The sequence below is a fragment of the Emticicia sp. BO119 genome (assembly GCF_013912375.1).
Taxonomy (GTDB): Bacteria; Bacteroidota; Bacteroidia; order Cytophagales; family Spirosomataceae; genus Emticicia.
On the sequence record NZ_JACETV010000001.1, the window covers coordinates 1,215,254 to 1,231,577 of the forward strand.

The window sequence follows — 16,324 nt, forward strand, 5'->3', positions numbered from 1 at the left end:
CAGAAATCGATTATGATTATTAATAGCTCTCATTTTTAGTTTAGTAATACGAATTTACTGCTTGAAATTATTTAGAAAAAATTAATAATTTAGGGGTAAAATCTAAACATTGAATGAAGAAGAAATTAATTGAAGATGAGAAAGCCCTGAGTTTTGGCGATAGAATGGCTGACAAAATTGCAGATTTTGGTGGTAGCTGGACTTTTATTCTGTCTTTTATGGGATTTTTATTAGTCTGGATTTCATTTAATATCTACTGGCTAAGTAATAAAGGGTTTGACCCTTATCCATTTATTCTCCTGAATCTTATTCTTTCTTGCGTAGCTGCTTTGCAAGCTCCGTTAATTATGATGAGTCAGAATCGTCAGGAGGAGAAAGATCGGGAAAGAGCCAAAGAAGATTTAAGGATTAATCAGAAAGCAGAAGAAGAGATCAGAAGCCTGCACAGGAAGATAGATTTGTTGATCAAATATCATGAAGAGTTAACAAAGGCAAAGTAAGATTCTATTTGTTTATCTGTAAAAGAAGGGTAGAGGTATTCTGAGGACCATACTCAAAAAAGCACGAAAGGCGAACCGGATATCCGCCTTTCGTTATATTTAATATGCTCGGGCAAAAATTACACGTTTCTTAGATGGCTTGCCCGTTAAAATGCAAGTACCTTCTTCTTCTTTGACATCTAACGGGATACAACGAATAGTTGCTTTTGTTAATTCCTTGATTTTTTCTTCTGTTTCAGAAGTGCCGTCCCAATGGCAATGTAAGAAACCTCCATTCTCAATTTGTTCCTTAAATTCGTCCCAGGTATTTACTTCAAAAGAGTTTTCTTTTCTAAAATCAAGAGCTTTCTGATAGATACTTGTCTGAATTTCATTCAATAAATCCTTCACATAAGAAGCAATTCCATCGAGAGAACGTGTTTCTTTGGTCAGCGTGTCTCTACGGGCTACTTCAATTACTCCGTTTTGCAAATCTCTCATGCCTATTGCCATACGCACTGGAACCCCTTTCAGTTCGTACTCAGCAAATTTCCAGCCAGGACGTTGTGCATCGCTATCATCAAATTTTACAGTAATGCCAAACGATTTCAATTCTTTTACAATTGGCATCATTGTATCCTTAATAGCAGACAGGTCTTCATCTCCTTTGTAAATAGGAACAATTACTACATGAATCGGAGCTAATTTTGGAGGCAATACCAATCCATTATCGTCCGAGTGTGCCATAATTAATGCACCCATTAAACGAGTACTAACACCCCATGATGTTCCCCATACGTGGTCAAGTTTCCCTTCTTTTGACTGGAATTTTACATCAAATGCTTTAGCAAAGTTTTGACCCAGAAAATGAGAAGTACCTGCCTGTAAAGCTTTTCCATCTTGCATCATAGCTTCAATACACATGGTTTCTTCTGCACCGGCAAACCGTTCATTAGCTGATTTAAAGCCTTTCACTACTGGTACAGCCATAAATTCTTCAGCAAAAGTGGCATAAACATCAAGCATTTGTTTGGTTTCTGCCATTGCCTCTTCACTTGAAGCATGAGCCGTGTGGCCTTCCTGCCATAAAAATTCTGCTGTACGCAGAAACATACGGGTGCGCATTTCCCAACGAACCACGTTTGCCCATTGATTAATCAGAATAGGCAAGTCTCTGTACGATTGTATCCAGTTTTTATAAGTACTCCATATAATAGCTTCGCTCGTTGGTCTAACTACTAATTCTTCTTCCAGTTTAGCTTCAGGGTCAACCATCAGGGAGCCGGGTTTATCAGGATTGTTTTTGAGGCGATAATGCGTCACTACAGCGCATTCTTTGGCAAATCCTTCGGCATTTTTTTCCTCTGCTTCAAACAAACTTTTGGGTACAAAAAGTGGGAAATAGGCATTGGTATGCCCCGTTTCTTTAAACATATCGTCTAAAGCACGTTGCATTTTTTCCCAGATTGAAAACCCGTAAGGTTTGATAACCATACATCCTCTTACCGCTGAATTTTCAGCCAGATCAGCTCGTTTAACTAATTCGTTATACCATTCCGAATAATTCTCACTACGTTTTGGAAGCCCTTTACTCATAATTATTGAAAAAAATTAAACTTTTATTAATGCAATGAATCTAATAGATAAGATTTTCGTTAATATCTATGAAAAGCACAATCTTTACTGATTTTAATTAAACTTTCATATAGATTGGCTTGCAAAGATAAGTTTTTATATTAAGTTTGTCATAGATAATTAGGTTACTTTTAGGTAGCCGGTAGTCTGAACAAATAAATGTGATGTGCAAAAGAACGTTTGTGAAAATTTTGTTATTTTTTTATTAGTACATACAACCTTTTCCCTCGCTCAAGCATCATTTACATAGATGAAGTTTATTTTTAGTTCACAATTAATTCTTAAAGATAAAATGAACACTTTCAAATCTTTCAGGTATCTGTCGGTCGCGGTGCTTTTGGGTACTTGGGGTTGTAGTCAAAAACAAGTTGCTACGAAAGGTGATTACGATGATCTTTACGGCTCATCGAAAGATGCCCCTCAGGTAACTTACAGAACATCTTCACAACCTTCAACTTCTTATCAAAATCCTGACTATACAGATAACCTTCGTTACCAAAGAGAAGAAACGCCTGTTCAGACCGAAGGAACTGACGAATACTACGATGAGAACTATGTAAACTCTCGTAAAGTACAACGCAGTTATTCATCTGATCCCGGGTACACTTCAGGATTCTCTGATGGTTATCAATCAGGCTGGAACGATTACGCTTGGAGCCAACCGATGGGTTGGGCAAGCCCATTCAGCCGTTTTGGCTACTACTCACCATTTGGATACAATTCATTCGGAGGATATGGTGGATATGGCAGTGGCTTTAGTCTTGGCTTAAGTTTAGGTTATGGATTAGGCTACGGTGGCCTTGGCTATGGTGGTTTTGGCAATCGTTTCTATGACCCATTCTGGGGTGGTGGTATGTATAGCCCTTATTATAGTTCATGGTATAGCCCGTTTTACAGCCCTTTTTATAGCCCATATTCATACTATAATTCATTTTATAGCCCTTATGACTACTATGGTTACGGCTATGGTGGCTATTACGGATACCCTGGTTATGCCTACAATGTTACTTCGGGTGTGGGTGGCTTAGCTAAAACTCGTACTTATGGCCCGCGTGATGGCGGCAGAGGTTCGGCATTTTATAATGACCGCTTTAATAATACTGCTATCAGAACTAATGACGGTGGTCGTCGTGCAGATGGAAATGCAAGAACTTATTCGGGTTCAAATACAGGAAGAAGTTATTCTGGTAATGACGGATACTATGCAACACCAAGAAGAAACGGTTTAGATAATTCGTCGTTCAATAATACCCGTAATAATTCTCGTTCAAGTTCAGGTAATGATGCCTACTATGCACGTCCACGCAGAAATGGCGGTTATGATAGTGGAAATTCAACGAGATCTTATGATTATAGCCGACCTTCAAACAGCTCTTCTCGTTCATCAGGAAATAGCTGGTCAAATGGTAGTGGTAACTCAAGAGGTTCTGATAGCTGGTCGAGAGGTTCTTCATCATCTAACTCAAACTGGAGCAGCCCAAGCCGTAGTTCAAGCAGTAGCAGCAGCAGCTCAAGTAGTGGTGGCTCTCGTGGAGGTAGCAGTAGCGGTGGTAGTAGCCGCGGACCAAGATAGTATTACACTTTTCAAACAATTAGTGCAGAAGGTTTGTTAAGCTCGGTAAGAGTAAACGTAATAACGCGTTATTATACTGTTAAAATATTCAGAAACCTCGCTGAATCATAACTGTTTGGCGAGGTTTTCTATTGAGAAATTTACTTTGATAAATGTACCCTTAATCAGGAAGAATGATAAAACAACTACTCGGATTTTATCCAGGTTTCAATTCTTCAATCATAAAGTTTTTTAAAAAAATGAAAATCTCACGCATTCTGATTACAACTTCTCTATTGATGGGAGGAATCGGAGCTAAGGCGCAATTGAGTTTAGGCGGGCATTTTTATGGTGAAGATGCCTTCAGATTCTCTGAAACGAAAATTTCCGGCTCTGCCCGTATGCAGGGTTTAGGTGGCGGATATGTTTCTTTAGGTGCTGATGCTACTAACAACTACACAAACCCTGCCGGTTTAGGTTTTTATAATCGGTCTGAACTCAGTATTACACCTGTACTTAACTCTGTTAATACTTCATCGGTTTATGCAGGTTCCCAATTTAGTAGAAGCACAACCAGTCCGAATATTGGTCAATTAGGACTCATATTTAGTAACGGCGGTATTGGTACTCGTAAAAAACGGTCAGCTTTTGCAATCACTTATTCAAGACAAAATAGTTATTTGTCTGATTTCAGATATTCAGGAACAAATCAGCGTAGTTCAATGGCAGATTTTTTTGCTGAAAGAGCAACACAAAGAGGTGCAGATTCTGGTGTGCTTGATGACGAATATGACCCAAACTCAGGAACTGCCGCTACCGCTACTGCTATGTATTATCAGGCTTATCTGATAGATCCGGTGTCAGGAGGTGGGGCTCCTTATCGTAAATTAGAAACGAAATTGCCAGTGGATCAAATCGGTGATATTTCATCTACAGGATCAACAAGTCAATGGAATTTAGGTTACGGGATAAATTTTGATGATAAAACCTACATTGGTTTAGGTATCGGCTTTGTTCGGCTGAACTATGAAAATGTAACTACACATAATGAACGTTTCCCTACTGGGGTGGTTTTCAATGGATTTGAATACGGAGAAGACTTATATGTGCGTGGTAGCGGAGTTAATTTCTCTTTAGGAACTATTTTTAAAGCAACCGAAAATATCAGTATTGGTGCCAGTTTAACTACCCCTTCATGGATTAGTGTGAGCGAAATTTATAACTCACACGTGATAATTGACCCCAAAGCAGGAAACGGAATTATTCCAACTTCGGCCACAACCAATATTGCCACTGATGAAAATGTATTTTCTTACTCATTGACTACTCCATTGAAAGCAAGTGGCGGAGCGACTTTTTTCTTTCCGAATAAGGCAGGTTTTATTACCGCTGATGCTGAATATGTCGGCTATAGCAGTATGGGAATTAAAGACCCTGAGGACAATTCATGGAGCTCTGACCAGAAGAGGGCTATCAAAAGTGCTTATAATGACGTTGTGAATATTAAAGTTGGAGCAGAATATCGTATTCAGAATATAAGGGTAAGAGCCGGGGCAAAGTATATGCCTGATACTTACAAACAAAAAGTTGATAAACTTAATCGTGCTCAAACTTTATTTACAGGTGGATTCGGGTATCGGTCATCAAAATTCTTTATTGATTTAGCTGGCGTATTTAATCAGTTTAAAGGAGCATATACACCATATCAGTTGAGTAATCCTCAAAACTATGGTTCGGCTAATCTGACAACTAAAGGTACAAGTTTTGTGGTTTCGATAGGGACTTTTTTCTGATAATAGTCTTACAAAGATTTGCAATAACTAATGAAATACAAATAGATTGAAAGCGAAATGACAACCCCTTTGGAGTTGTCATTTCTGTTTTATTGAATCTTTTTAGCAAATTCAGCCTCTAATATCCATAATATAGCATTGGGTTCTGTATCACCTTCAATGGTAATATCAGCTTTTGTGTAGAAAGGAAGACGTTCGTTGTATTTGTCGGAAAGTGTACTTAATAAATCTTTATTTTCGAGGTCATACAATGGTCTTTCATTTTTCTTGGATAATTGCATCCTTTCTAATAAACGTGCAGGTTTTACATCAAGAAAAATACTTATTCCATTCGCCTTTATGTAGTCAAGCCCATCCAGAAAACAAGGTACTCCACCTCCTGTGGCCACTACCAAACGCATATCTTTTTGTATTTTTTTTAACTGCTGATTCTCCACTTTCCGAAAATACTCTTCACCATTTAGGGCAAATATCTCTGAAATTTTCTTTCCTTCCGCAATTTCAATTCTGGCATCTAAGTCAACAAATTCATATCCTAAACTCCTGGCTAATTGCCTTCCCAAAGTGCTTTTACCTGAAGAAGGCATACCAACTAAAAAAATATTCGTCGTCATTCTGTCTGTTTGGGCGTAATATAATGAGTATCTGTATTTATTTTAATTTATCTGCAATTGTAGCCTTATCAGGAATACTATGATTTCCCCATTTTCCTTTTACCACTCCATTTTGTAACAAAATCACACATGGATTTGTTCGCGCCATTGTTTTTAAAACTGTAGCATCGGCAGTAAAATAGGGAGTTGTTAAATTATTTGCTACACGAAACTCCTCAAATTCGCTTTGTATGGCCGAAGTCAGAATCATTGGTTCAATATTAGTACCTTCAACACTTTTTCCTAAAGCTTTAATTTCAGAAATCTCATCTTTATCAACATCTTTGATTTTCTTAAAAATAAATAATAGTTTATTGCCTGTAAATGTTGAATCAGTATAGACATTTCCTTGTGAATCATTCACAAAATAGTCGGTAATTTTAGGCTTTACTTTATCATCATTCAAGGTAATAGAAGATACATATTTATAAGTGGTGGTGTCCATCAGGAACTCATTTGATTTTTCTTCCTTCCCAGTTTTCTTATTCAGAAAAGTATATTCAAATATGGGTTTAATGCCTGTTGGTTTCATCTGGTCAGGAATACTTTTGCCTATGGCGTATGGTAAAAAATCAATAGGAGGTAAATAAAGAATAGCATAGATACCTATTCCGAAGGATATCAGCGTTGCGATTGCCATTACTGCATGTAAATTTGAATCCTTGTATGTATTTCTGAATATGAAGATGATGAGTATAAGAACTGTAAGGAATATATCTTTATTGAACGATGTCCAGGGTTTTAGTTTTAAGAAATCACCAAAACAACCACAGTCTGTTACTTTATTGAAATAAGCAGAGTAGAAAGTCAGAAAAGTGAAAAATACAATAATTCCTAAAAGTAGCCAAGATGTAATTTTCATTCGGTAGGAGAGAAGTGTAGCCACCCCTAAAATGACTTCTAAAGCACAAAAAATAAGCGATAGTACCAGAGAATTATGAGCAAAAAACATAAAGAAGCTCTCTAAGTCTGGAATATCCTGAGAGAAAACCTCAAAATATTCTTCCAGTTTGATACCTGTGCCAACTGGATCAACTACCTTAACAAAACCGGAAAAAATGAATATAACACCTACAATGATGCGTGCGATTTGGGAAATGAGTTTCATAAATGAATAAGGTATAGTTTCAGTATCAGTAACAATCAGGCAAATATAATGTGCAGGAGTAAAGCCAATTGTTAATCACTTGTTAAACATAAAGGAAATCTATTGCTGACTCTGCGCTTGTCCAAGTTTGATTAAGCAAAAAACGGCATAGTTAATAATATCCTGATACCCGGCTTTAATGCCCTCCGAAACAATTGTCTTGCCCTGGTTATCTTCTATCTGTTTTATTCTGAATAGTTTCATCAGAATAATATCGGTCATTGAACTTACCCGCATATCGCGCCATGCTTCACCGTAATCGTGATTTTTGTTGAAAAGCAATTCCATTACCTCACCAATTTCCTGATTGTACAATTCATGCAATTCCTCAAACGGAATTTCGATTTTGGTGTTATCAATCAGTTTTTGCTGTATAAGTGCCATAACACAATAATTGATAATACCTATAAATTCTGGTACTTCCCCCTCATCAACCTTACTGAATCCGTTATTCTGAATTGTTCTGATACGTTGGGCTTTTATAAAAATCTGATCCGTAATACTTGGAAGCCGGAGTATCCGCCAGGAAGTCCCATAATCTTTGTTTTTTTTCTCGAAAAGCTCCTGACAAATTTTTATAATATTTCGGTATTCGATTTCGGTCTGGTTCATGCCCGCACTCCAAAAAAGGATAAATTTAAGGATTTCTGAATATAATAGTCTATTATTGCAAAACTATAAAACTTCGGCACTATAAACAAATGTCATTTGAGTTTAACCATACAAAAAGCTATCAGATGAAGCTTCCTGGTGGACACCTATTTGATTTATCTGAACCTAAAGTAATGGGTGTACTTAATATCACCCCTGATTCTTTTTTTGCAGGAAGCCGTTATGAACCTGACTCTCAGTTAGTTATTGATACGGTTGCAAAAATGATAAATGATGGAGCCAGTTTTATTGATATTGGTGGGTACTCAACCCGTCCGAATGCCAGAGAAATCAGTGTAAGTCAAGAAAAAGATAGGGTTTTGCCCATAATTGAGGCAATTATTAAACATTTCGATAATCCCATTATCTCTATTGATACTTTTCGTAGTGAGGTTGCTAAAGCAGCTATTTTAGCAGGTGCAGCTATTATTAACGATATTTCGGGCGGAAATTTAGACGTGGAAATGTTTCAGACTGTTGCAGACCTCGAAGTACCTTATATATTAATGCACAGCCGGGGGAACCCTGAAACAATGACCAGCCTTAATCAGTACAGAAATGTAACGATTGATGTTATTAGTGAATTGCAAAGTAAAGTTTTCGAATTAAGGAAATTAGGGGTAAAAGACATCATTATTGATCCAGGGTTTGGCTTTGCCAAAGGGCCAAAACAAGGTTTTGAAATGATGCGGAGTTTATCGGCTTTTGAGATTTTTGACTTACCGTTACTCATAGGTATTTCAAGGAAATCAATGATTTATAAGACACTTAATATAGATGCCGGTGCTGCATTGAATGGAACTACTGCCCTTCATATGATAGCCTTGATCAACGGCGCACACATATTAAGAGTTCATGATGTAAAAGAGGCTGTTGAAGCAATAAAATTATTTGAAGCTACCTACTTGCAACCACATTTCGGATAAGACGTATAACAATACCGTAGAAAATAACCGCACCAATAAATACCAGCCCCCAGGAAACCAACCGGCTCTCGGTAAAAGACAAGAAGAAAACTGTGCCAGCGATACCTACCCAGAAAAACAAGCGAGCAGTAAATCGCTGTAATTGACGGTAATTTTTTTCTTCGTAATCTCTTGAGAACCAGCCATTACCAGCAAACGCACTGCTTGGATGGAGATTAGATTGAAAGTTGCCACTGGCAAATAAAAATAATGATAGAGCCACACCAAGATAACGCGGTGGAATGCTTTCACCCTCTGAATAGTGCAGGATATAGTAAAAGAGAATAAAACCTAAGGCCGCAAGATAAGACGACCAGATGAGCCTGATGCGTTTGTCACTTCGTATTAAAAAATCTGCATTGGGTTTCTTGCTATCTAAATATTGCATAATTAATGGCAAAAAATAGAAAAGCATCGTAGCAAAACAATATAATAGTATAACTCTGGTTTGCCCCGCAAGCATTTCAGGATTCCAACTGAATAGCAAATAAATAAAGGGGGCTAATGCGATGCCAATAATCAGGATTTCGAATAACAATTTGCGTTTCATGACAGTCTGCAATTAGATAGTTGTGTACGCTACAGTATCGTTTTCAATCGGTAATTGTACGGGGATTTACTTGCAGACGGATTCTTGGTTTTTCGGTCGGGGCGGGTTTAAACTGAATAAACCAGGCAAGAATTTCGTCCATCACAGTCATATTCAAAGAATAATAAATAAACTGTCCCTTTTTTACAGAGGCTACCAGATCAGCCTGTTTCAGTAAGTCGAGGTGATGAGAAATACTTGGTTTGGTCATGTCGAAGCGTTCAGCAATGTCGCCAGCAGTCATATCGCCGTCTTTAAGCATCTCTAAAATTTCACGGCGAGTAGAGTCGTTTAATGCTTTAAATAAATTATTCATTGGTATTAAATGACAAATAAGTTTATTGAACAAATGTTAAGGTACGAATTAATGAATAAATTCTGGAATATTCAAATTTTATTGCTTAAATATTTAGATAATCTTCTAAATGGAAGTTAGATAGCCGAGACAATTCTTTGAAAAACACAATTTTATAGCTTAATACCTTGAAATCGTATATAAATCATTATATTTGCAGACACTTCATCAATATACAACCCCATTCTTAACAGAAGTGGGGTATTTTTTTAAGAATACAAGCAATGATGGTTTGGGAATAAAAGCGGTTTAACGGGTTGCGAATTAGTGAATATCTGAAAAAAATAATTTTTAACGATACTAAAAACCATACTGCAATTATTTGTTTATCATTCGCCGTTCATCATTAATTACTCAATGATTTAAGATAATGAAAGTTTTAAAATTTGGAGGTACTTCTGTAGGAACAGTAGAAAGTATAAATCAGGTTATTCAGATTATCAAAGAAAACCTTGATGAGGGCCTTAAAATTGCAGTAGTATATTCTGCGATGGGTGGGGTAACCAACCGTCTGATTGAAGTAGGAAAAATGGCATCTGCCTCAGACCTTGAGTATCTGGAACAGCTCCGCACATTAGAAGAACGCCATTTTAATGCGGTGAGAGGTCTTATAGATATAAAAAATCAAAGCGGAGCAATTGCTAAGGTTAAAGGCTTATTCAATGAACTTGAAGACTTGTTAAGGGGTGTTTTCCTGATTAAAGAGTTATCTTTACGTACCCTTGATTTGATAGTTAGCTTTGGAGAAAGGTTATCAACTACAATCATCACAGAAACACTTAAGAACAGGGGCATTGATGCGGAATTTTTAGATTCACGTAAGGTAATAAAAACCAACGATGTATTTGGATATGCAGATGTGAATTTTGAATTAACAAATGAACTGATCCGCAAGCATTTTGCCCAGACTAATAAACTGCAATGTATTACCGGATTTATAGGTTCTACAATTGACGGAGTAACAACAACCCTTGGTCGGGGTGGCTCCGATTACTCTGGTTCTATTTTTGGTGCAGCCCTGAACGCAGCGATTATCGAGATATGGACTGACGTAAACGGAATGATGACAGCAGACCCTCGTAAGGTAAAAAATGCTTTTACAATACCAACCATTACTTATGCAGAGGCAATGGAATTATCGCACTTCGGAGCAAAAGTAATCTATCCCCCAAGCCTGACACCCGCTTTTTATAAGAATATCCCAATCAAGATTCTGAATACCTTTGATCATAAGCATACGGGAACTTTTATAAGTAAAACTGCTGAAACCAAAGAGTATTCAATTACCGGAATTTCGTCTATTGACGATATTGCTTTGGTAAACCTGCAAGGAGGCGGAATGATTGGAGTAGCAGGTATCTCTGCCAAATTGTTTTCCATTCTGGCAAAAAATAAAATCAGTGTTATTCTTATTTCTCAGGCATCATCAGAACATTCCATCTGTTTCGCAGTAGATCCAAAATCTGCTTATGGTGTAAAAGAAATATTAGAAGAAGGGTTTGCCACTGAAATAGCACAAGGACTACTCGATAATATAACTATAGAACAAAACTTATCGGTGTTGGCAGTAGTAGGAGAGGGCATGAAGTCGAGTTCAGGTATTTCAGGTAAATTATTCTCTGTACTCGGTAAAAACGGTATTAACGTTGTTGCTACAGCTCAAGGCTCGTCAGAGCTCAATATATCTGTAGTTATCTACAAAAAAGATATTGGCAAAGCCCTGAACGCCATACATGAAACATTCTTTCAGGTTGATGGTCTTACTCTCAATCTGTTTTTAGTGGGTGCTACCGGGTTAATAGGTAGTACGCTTTTACGCCAGATTCGTGAGCAAAGAGATTATCTGAAATCACGCAAGAATCTTAATATCAGGTTGGTAGGTATTACCAATACCAGAAAAATGCTTTTAGATGAAACTGGAATTAGCCTTGAAAACTGGAAAGAGGAATTATTAGAAAATGGTGAAATTGCAAATATTGGTTCATTTATATCTGATGTACAGGATTTAAACCTACCTTATAGTGTATTTGTGGATTGCACCGCTGACAAAAATATTGTACAATACTATTATTCATTGCTAAGTGCCAGCGTTTCAATTGTAACTCCTAATAAGGTAGCCAATTCAGGTAAGTTCGAACAGTATTTTATGTTGCAGAAAGCAGCCCAAAAGCATGGAGTAAAATTTCTGTACGAAACGAACGTAGGGGCTGGTCTGCCAATTATCAATACTTTACAAGGCCTGATAACCAGCGGCGATAAGATTCATAAAATTGAGGCGGTATTATCCGGTACATTGGCATATATCTTCAATAATTTCAAGTCAGGTGACAGGTTTGTGGATGTGGTTCGTGAAGCCAAAGCCAAGGGTTATACCGAGCCTGATCCAAGAGATGATTTAAGTGGACAAGATGTTGCACGGAAAATATTGATTTTATCAAGAGAATGTGGTTTGAAATTAGAGCCTGATGATGTGAAAATCATTAATCTGTTGAATGACGCTTGTCTGCAAGCAAAAACGGTTGATGAGTTTTTTGTGGAGTTAGAAAAAGATAACAGCAGATTTGAAAAACTCCTGGCAGAAGCAGAAGCAAAAGATGAAGTACTAAGATACATAGCAACTTTAGATGAAGAAAAGGTGACTATTGAGCTGAAAACCGTTGGACGTACGCATCCATTCTTTAATCTGGCAGGTTCAGAAAATATTGTTTCTTTTACAACCGAGCGTTATAAACACAATCCACTGGTTATAAAAGGACCCGGTGCAGGAGCAGAAGTAACGGCCTCTGGTGTTTTTGCAGATATCATGAGCATTAGTAGCTATTTGGTGTAGTCTTGAACTCCGATTTTCCTGATTGTTTAGTTTCAGGTAACAAGCTTTTATGAAATCATTTCAAAATCCTGATTTCGGTGTAATCATCAAATCAGTTAAATCAAAGGTCTGGATATTCCTCAATAAAAAAGCCTCCTGGATTCAACCAGGGAGGCTTTCTTGTATTTATATATATCGATAGTTAATTTCGTGTATTATCGTCACCAAAGAAGACCAGAGTTTTATCAATGGTTTCGCTTAATAACATCCATTCGTGTCCTTGCTCAGGATAGAAGTTGTAAGAATTGATAACAGCATTGGCTTGGAGTTGCTGTCTTAAAAATTCTCCCTGATCAGACGGGATAAAGTCATCTTTACCACCATAAAACATAATAGTTGGAGGAGAAACTTTAGTTACCTGATAGCGTGGACTGGCCCTTTTAAACGCGTCAGGATTAGTACTATAGGGCTGGCCTATTAAATTTTCAATGTCCTGTCCGAATTCCCCTACACGTATTTTATCTGAGGTAAGGTCTATTGGGGCAGCAATCACAGAAATACCTTTCACATATTTCGATTTATCTACTGTATAAGAATAAGCCAAGGCTAAATGTCCTCCTGCGCTTGCCCCGATAAAGTAAATTTTATCAGAGAAACTATACTGCTGCCGCATCGAGAGAATCTTATTGATAAGTGTACCTAAATCCTGTATTTGCTGATCATATTTAATACCATTCTGGAATGTAAGGCGGTAGTTGGCGTTTACAATTACCCAGTTGTCTCCCTTATCTTTAATCTGGCTTACATAGTTTTTCATGAAACCTTTATCTAACTCTTTCCATGATCCTCCATGGAGAATTATAACAACTTTTGTTTTAGTAGGAGACCTTTTGGCTGGTATATGAATATCAAACTTTTGCAGGTCGTCCGGTCCGTAAGCCTGGTGCATCAGATCTTGTGCAGTTGCTTCAATATAATCTGATTGGGGAGGGTTATTCGGATTAGTCGGGGTTGTTGGAGTTGTCGGATTATTAGTACCAGTAGTAGTGGTATCAGTCTGAGTTTTATCATCTTTCGATGGTTTCAGGTCTTCTATTACCTCGCATGAACTAAGAGTAATCAGAGAGAAAGTTATAAGGAATCCATATATGATACTTTTCATGATTTTAATTATTTAGATGTGTGCTGTGATTCTTATAAGTTGTGTTCAAAAATGTATTCCAAATATTAACTAAAACGTAAAAATAGAAAATTATGTTTTTATGGGGAAAATATTCCTCATAATGTGTTGCAAAATTGATAAATCAGGGTTTAATGAGAAATTAGAGATATTTTTAAATTATACTTCTGACATTTAGGAGAAAACCCTAATTTTGCACTTCAAATCAGATTAGACGACAAACCACTACTCATATTTTGGAAAAAGTAATTCTCTACAAAAATTCGCAGGTATTTGACGTAAAAATTCAGTTAGCCTCTTCAAAATCAGAAAGTAACAGGGCATTAATCCTTAATGCTTTATCAGGCTTTAAAGGAGACTTGCAAAATCTTTCTTCAGCCCGCGATACCCAGACCATGATTCGGTTGCTTCAGTCAACTGAACCAGTTGCTGATGTTATCGATGCGGGAACAACCATGCGATTTTTAACAGCCTATTTCGCGGCCACTAACCAACGCAAGAGCATGACAGGTACTGCCCGTATGTGTGAACGACCTATTGGAATATTGGTAGAAGCCCTGAAGTCGATCGGAGCAGAGATTGATTACAGGCAAAAAGAGGGGTATCCACCCTTGCAAATAAATGGATTGAGTGAACAGAAAAATAATGAAATAACTATAAGAGGAGATGTGAGTAGTCAGTATATCTCGGCTTTAGTGATGATTGCCCCAACCTTACCTAAGGGGCTGACAATTCATTTAACAGGCGATTTAGGCTCGATACCTTATATTAAAATGACTCTTGCCCAGATGAAAGCCTTTGGCGTAGAAGTAGAAGCAGACTGGAACAAGAAACTAATTAGTGTTGCACCACAGGATTATGCCCCGACCCGTTATCAGGTAGAATCCGATTGGTCAGGAGCAAGTTATTGGTATAGTATAGTAGCTTTAGCTACTTTTGAAGATACTAAAGTTGAATTATTAGGATTAAAAGAAAATTCTCTTCAGGGAGATAGTGCAATAGTAGAAATAATGGCTCAGTTAGGTGTAAAAAGCACATTTACTAAAGATGGAGTTTTATTAACGAAAATTCCATCACAACAAAAGCTTGCATGGGATTTTACTAATTGCCCGGATTTAGCGCAGACAGTAGCAGTTACTTGTGTGGCCAAGGGTATAGAAGCTACCTTTACAGGGATTGAAAGCCTTAAAATAAAAGAAACTGACCGGATAACAGCCTTACAGAACGAACTTAAAAAGTTTGGGGGTAGCATGACAGAGATTGTAACTAATACTGAATATAAAGTATCGGGGTCAGGATTTATATCTGGTAGTAGTGATATAACCATTGCTACTTACGATGACCACCGTATGGCTATGGCCTTCGCACCATTAGCTATGCTTGCAGATGTAACGATCGAAGAGCCACACGTAGTAGTGAAATCTTACCCGAGTTTCTGGGACGATATAAAGAAAGTTGTTTCAATCGAACAACCAGCCTGATGATTTTTATTAGCCCCTTTTGTGTATTGGGGCTTTTTTTTTAATTTTGCCAAACATACTTCTCTAATTAAGATGCAATCATTGAGTACCAAACATCTTCTCGGTATTAAAGACCTTACAACAAACGATATTCAACTTATTTTAGAAACTGCCAAAGAATTTAAAGAGGTCATTAATCGTCCGATTAAAAAAGTGCCTACCCTGAGAGATGTAACGATTGCCAATGTTTTTTTTGAGAATTCTACCCGTACACGACTATCATTCGAACTGGCTGAGAAGAGGCTTTCGGCCGATGTAGTCAATTTCTCTGCGTCCGGAAGTTCGGTAAAAAAAGGAGAGACCCTGCTTGATACTGTCAATAATATTCTGGCAATGAAAGTAGATATGATTGTGATGCGTCATGCAAGTCCCGGAGCTCCCCATTATCTGTCAAAGAAAATCAAAGCTAATATTGTGAATGCCGGAGATGGTACTCACGAACACCCGACACAAGCCTTATTAGATTCATTTTCGATGCAGGAAAAATTGGGAGATTTGTCGGGAAAAAAAATTGCTATAATCGGAGATATTCTTCATTCAAGAGTGGCCCTGTCCAATATATTTTGTCTACAAAAATTAGGCGCAGAAATTACTATCTGTGGTCCTAATACGCTTTTGCCTAAATACATAAGAGAAATTGGTGTGAAGATATCGCATAGTGTGAAAGATACTCTTAAATGGTGTGATGTAGCAAATGTATTAAGAATCCAGTTGGAACGTCAGCAAATCAAATATTTTCCGTCATTAAGAGAGTATTCCCTGTATTTTGGTATCAATAAACAGATGCTTGATGAACTGGATAAGGAAATAGTGTTAATGCACCCGGGGCCAATAAACAGAGGGGTTGAACTATCAAGCGATGCGGCGGATTCTCATCATTCTATTATTCTTGATCAGGTTGAAAATGGCGTAGCGGTGCGTATGGCTGTGCTTTATCTTTTGTCGCAACAGAACTAAAATACTTACGCAAAATCAAAAGGCACAATTTTCTGCGCC

General features: G+C 37.4%; 14 protein-coding genes. 7 read left to right on the forward strand and 7 right to left on the reverse strand.

The genetic code is table 11. The annotated features are described in order from the left end of the window. The first annotated feature begins 113 nt into the window (after nucleotides 1-113). Nucleotides 114-500, forward strand: a complete 387-nt coding sequence (locus tag H1R81_RS05270) for a DUF1003 domain-containing protein (protein ID WP_181839615.1) — start codon at nucleotides 114-116, stop codon at nucleotides 498-500. Between the two features lie 99 nt (nucleotides 501-599). Here H1R81_RS05270 and proS read toward each other — a convergent pair whose 3' ends face one another. Then, nucleotides 600-2,075 (reverse strand): proline--tRNA ligase, encoded by a 1,476-nt coding sequence (proS, locus tag H1R81_RS05275; protein WP_181839616.1) that lies wholly within the window; start codon nucleotides 2,073-2,075, stop codon nucleotides 600-602. Between the two features lie 331 nt (nucleotides 2,076-2,406). On the opposite strand from proS, the gene H1R81_RS05280 reads away from it, so the two are divergent. Both H1R81_RS05280 and H1R81_RS05285 read left to right on the forward strand, forming a co-directional pair. Continuing rightward, complete coding sequence (locus tag H1R81_RS05280) at nucleotides 2,407-3,687, forward strand: hypothetical protein (protein WP_181839617.1); 1,281 nt, start codon at nucleotides 2,407-2,409, stop codon at nucleotides 3,685-3,687. A gap of 239 nt (nucleotides 3,688-3,926) precedes the next feature. Continuing rightward, on the forward strand, nucleotides 3,927-5,459 hold the full coding sequence (locus H1R81_RS05285) for a hypothetical protein (RefSeq protein ID WP_181839618.1): 1,533 nt from the start codon (nucleotides 3,927-3,929) through the stop codon (nucleotides 5,457-5,459). An 89-nt stretch (nucleotides 5,460-5,548) separates the two neighbouring features. Here H1R81_RS05285 and H1R81_RS05290 read toward each other — a convergent pair whose 3' ends face one another. The 3 genes from H1R81_RS05290 to H1R81_RS05300 all read right to left on the reverse strand — a co-directional run bounded on the left by H1R81_RS05290 (nucleotide 5,549) and on the right by H1R81_RS05300 (nucleotide 7,871). Next, nucleotides 5,549-6,073 (reverse strand): shikimate kinase, encoded by a 525-nt coding sequence (locus H1R81_RS05290; RefSeq protein ID WP_181839619.1) that lies wholly within the window; start codon nucleotides 6,071-6,073, stop codon nucleotides 5,549-5,551. Between the two features lie 37 nt (nucleotides 6,074-6,110). Then, the gene (locus H1R81_RS05295; RefSeq protein WP_181839620.1) at nucleotides 6,111-7,220 is read right to left on the reverse strand and encodes a BT_3928 family protein; all 1,110 of its coding nucleotides are present in this window, start codon (nucleotides 7,218-7,220) and stop codon (nucleotides 6,111-6,113) included. 99 nt (nucleotides 7,221-7,319) lie between these two features. Beyond that, nucleotides 7,320-7,871: a DUF1599 domain-containing protein gene (locus H1R81_RS05300; protein ID WP_181839621.1), complete on the reverse strand. Its 552-nt coding sequence runs from the start codon at nucleotides 7,869-7,871 to the stop codon at nucleotides 7,320-7,322. An 89-nt stretch (nucleotides 7,872-7,960) separates the two neighbouring features. Here H1R81_RS05300 and folP point away from each other — a divergent pair, with 89 nt between their 5' ends. Beyond that, nucleotides 7,961-8,836, forward strand: coding sequence for a dihydropteroate synthase (folP, locus tag H1R81_RS05305; RefSeq protein WP_229251051.1), 876 nt, complete (start codon nucleotides 7,961-7,963; stop codon nucleotides 8,834-8,836). Here folP and H1R81_RS05310 read toward each other — a convergent pair. Continuing rightward, complete coding sequence (locus H1R81_RS05310; protein ID WP_181839622.1) at nucleotides 8,808-9,425, reverse strand: hypothetical protein; 618 nt, start codon at nucleotides 9,423-9,425, stop codon at nucleotides 8,808-8,810. The genes folP and H1R81_RS05310 overlap by 29 nt on opposite strands. A gap of 43 nt (nucleotides 9,426-9,468) precedes the next feature. After that, a complete protein-coding gene (locus tag H1R81_RS05315) occupies nucleotides 9,469-9,780 on the reverse strand; it encodes an autorepressor SdpR family transcription factor (RefSeq protein WP_181839623.1) in 312 nt (103 codons plus the stop codon). 409 nt (nucleotides 9,781-10,189) lie between these two features. Here H1R81_RS05315 and thrA point away from each other — a divergent pair, with 409 nt between their 5' ends. After that, nucleotides 10,190-12,649 (forward strand): bifunctional aspartate kinase/homoserine dehydrogenase I, encoded by a 2,460-nt coding sequence (thrA, locus tag H1R81_RS05320; RefSeq protein WP_181839624.1) that lies wholly within the window; start codon nucleotides 10,190-10,192, stop codon nucleotides 12,647-12,649. A 181-nt stretch (nucleotides 12,650-12,830) separates the two neighbouring features. Here the strand turns inward: thrA and H1R81_RS05325 are convergent, their stop codons facing one another. Beyond that, nucleotides 12,831-13,790 carry an alpha/beta hydrolase gene (locus H1R81_RS05325; protein ID WP_181839625.1) on the reverse strand — a complete coding sequence of 320 codons (960 nt, stop codon included), beginning with the start codon at nucleotides 13,788-13,790 and terminating at the stop codon, nucleotides 12,831-12,833. Between the two features lie 254 nt (nucleotides 13,791-14,044). Here H1R81_RS05325 and H1R81_RS05330 point away from each other — a divergent pair, with 254 nt between their 5' ends. Continuing rightward, nucleotides 14,045-15,289, forward strand: a complete 1,245-nt coding sequence (locus tag H1R81_RS05330; protein WP_181839626.1) for a 3-phosphoshikimate 1-carboxyvinyltransferase — start codon at nucleotides 14,045-14,047, stop codon at nucleotides 15,287-15,289. A 72-nt stretch (nucleotides 15,290-15,361) separates the two neighbouring features. Then, on the forward strand, nucleotides 15,362-16,285 hold the full coding sequence (locus H1R81_RS05335; protein WP_181839627.1) for an aspartate carbamoyltransferase catalytic subunit: 924 nt from the start codon (nucleotides 15,362-15,364) through the stop codon (nucleotides 16,283-16,285). Nucleotides 16,286-16,324: the final 39 nt, after the last annotated feature.